The 2,325-nt window shown below is 67.5% G+C and carries 1 protein-coding gene; it reads right to left on the bottom strand.

Annotation, left to right across the window (positions count from 1 at the left end; all coding sequences use genetic code 11):
- On the bottom strand, positions 1-2,103 hold a 2,103-nt coding region (locus tag FVW20_RS12885; RefSeq protein ID WP_231039090.1), incomplete at its 3' end, for an ATP-dependent helicase.
- Between the last annotated feature and the right edge of the window lie 222 nt (positions 2,104-2,325).

Here is a 2,325-nt window from a genome sequence, read left to right as displayed (position 1 = left end):
CGCCCCCGCCCTGCCCGGCACGGTCCCTTCCGCGAACATGGGCGGACGGGGAATGCCGGGCGCGCCGTCAAAGCGCCCCCCCTGCGCAAAGCCACCGCCGCCCACTCCGCTCCTGCCGCCGCCAAAACCCGCCCCCCTTTGCGCGGCGTGGCCGTTCTGCACGTCCCGGCGCATCAATCCGCCGGAATAGCTTTCGTGCATCTCGTCAAACAGATGGGCGGGCAGTTCGCGCACGAAGGGGCTGGGTACCGCGGGCTGGTTGCCGCCGTCGCCCCGGCTGTACAGGCTGGCAGGCACGAACAGGCACAGGTGGTCGCGGGCGCGGGTGCAGGCCACGTACATCAGCCGCCGTTCTTCCTCGAAGTCTTCGGCGCGGGCAATGGCATGGCGCGAGGGGAAGCGTTCTTCCACAAGGTCGATCAGCAGCACCGCGCCCCACTCCAGTCCCTTGGCGGAATGGATGGTGGACAGCACCACGCTGTCACGGTTTTCCTCTTCTTCGCCGGGGTCCTCCAGCGACAGGTCGGAGATGAACAGGTCAAGGTCACGGTAGGATGCGGCAATCTGGAGCAACTGCTCCAGCCCCTGCTGCCTGCGCGGCCAGTCGTCGGGGAAGGCGGCCTCCATGCGCGGCTTGTAGTGTTCCATCACCTCTTCGAGCAGCGAGGTGGGCGTATGCGGGCGCTTGCGCAGGCCGTCCAGCAGATCGAGGTCGGCGCGCAGTTCGGGGTAGCGCAGGCAGGCGCGGCTGGTGGCCTCCGGGTTGCCCTGCCGGGCCACGTCGTACAGCTTGAGGGTGGTCTTTGGCCCCACCCCCCTGGACATGGCGGCAATGCGCTGGAACGCGGGCAGGTCCAACGGGTTCAGCACCAGGCGCGCGTAGGACAGCACGTCCTTGACGTGGGCCGCCTCCGAATAGCGCAGTCCGCCGTACTTGCGGAACTTCACGCCCAGTTTGTTCAGCTGCACTTCCACGTGGTACGACTGGTACCCCGCCCGGAACAGCACGGCGATGTCATGCGGCGGGTAGCTGCGCAGAAATTCCACGATGCGCGACACCACCAGCGAGGCCTGGGTCAGGTCGCTGAGCGGGCGCACCACCTGCGGCCTGTCGCCCCCTTCGCGCGCGGCGAACAGCTTCTTGCGGTAGGCCTGCGGTGCCTCCGCCAGGATGGCGTTGGTCAGGTCCAGCACCGGCTGCACCGAGCGGTAGTTCTCTTCCAGCTTGATGATCTGCGCGGCTGGGAACAGCTTGGGGAAATCCAGTATGTTGCGCACGTCCGCCCCGCGAAAGGCGTAGATGGACTGGGCGTCGTCGCCCACGGCCATGACGTTGCCGTCCTCGCCCGCCAGCAGATGCACCAGCCGGGCCTGCACCAGGTTGGTGTCCTGGTATTCGTCCACCATGATGTAGCGGAACTTGGCGCGGCACCATTCCAGCACTTCCGGGCGCTCGCGCAGCAGGCGCTCCAGTTCGAACAGCAGGTCGTCGTAGTCCAGCAGGCCGTGCTCGCGGCGATAGGCGTGGTAGGCGGCGGCGATGCGGCCTATGCCTTCGGCGTGCACCAGCAGGTGGAACGCCTCGCGCCGGATCACCTCGTCGATGTCCAGTTCCTTGTTGCGGGACTTGCTGATGAGCCCCACGATGTTCTGGGTGCGCGGGAAGGACCGGTCGCCCTTGCCGATGCCCAGATTGTCCTTGCAGTGGCGCACCGCGTCCACGATGTCCGCGCCGTCCATGACGGTAAGGTCGCCCGCCTCGTAACCCGAGGGGCGGAACTGGCGCAGCACCGAATAGGCGAAGGCGTGAAAGGTGCCGCCCTGCACCCCGGTGACCCCGTGCACCCCGCCGTGCACGGCGGCGGTGGCGCTGTGCTCCAGCAGCCGCCCGGCCCGGTGCAGCATTTCGCGCGCGGACTTGCGGGTGAAGGTCAGCAGCAGGATGGCGGAAGCGGGCACGCCCTGCTCCACCAGATTGGCCAGCCGGTAGACGATGGTGCGCGTCTTGCCGCTGCCCGCACCGGCAATGACCAGCACCGGGCCTTCCAGGGTTGTGGCGGCCTGATACTGGGCGGGATTCAGTTCGTTTCGGTAATCTATCATATGGTTGCCGGATGCTTGTCGGTGCGTTTGCGGTAAAAAGTATGCAGTGGCGAGGCTCAGCGCGCAATGATGGCAGTATTACCGGAAAGCGCCGCAGGCGAAACCTCGGTTTGCGACGCACCGGGCGGACCTGACTCGCCGGATTCGCCCGACGGGCCGGGCGCAGCACTGGACGCGACGCCGCCCTGCCCCAACGCGGACGCCTGCGCGCCGCGCCAATCC

This window comes from Nitratidesulfovibrio oxamicus (assembly GCF_015731765.1).
GTDB lineage: Bacteria > Desulfobacterota > Desulfovibrionia > Desulfovibrionales > Desulfovibrionaceae > Cupidesulfovibrio > Cupidesulfovibrio oxamicus.
This window is presented reverse-complemented; position numbering and strand designations above follow the sequence as displayed.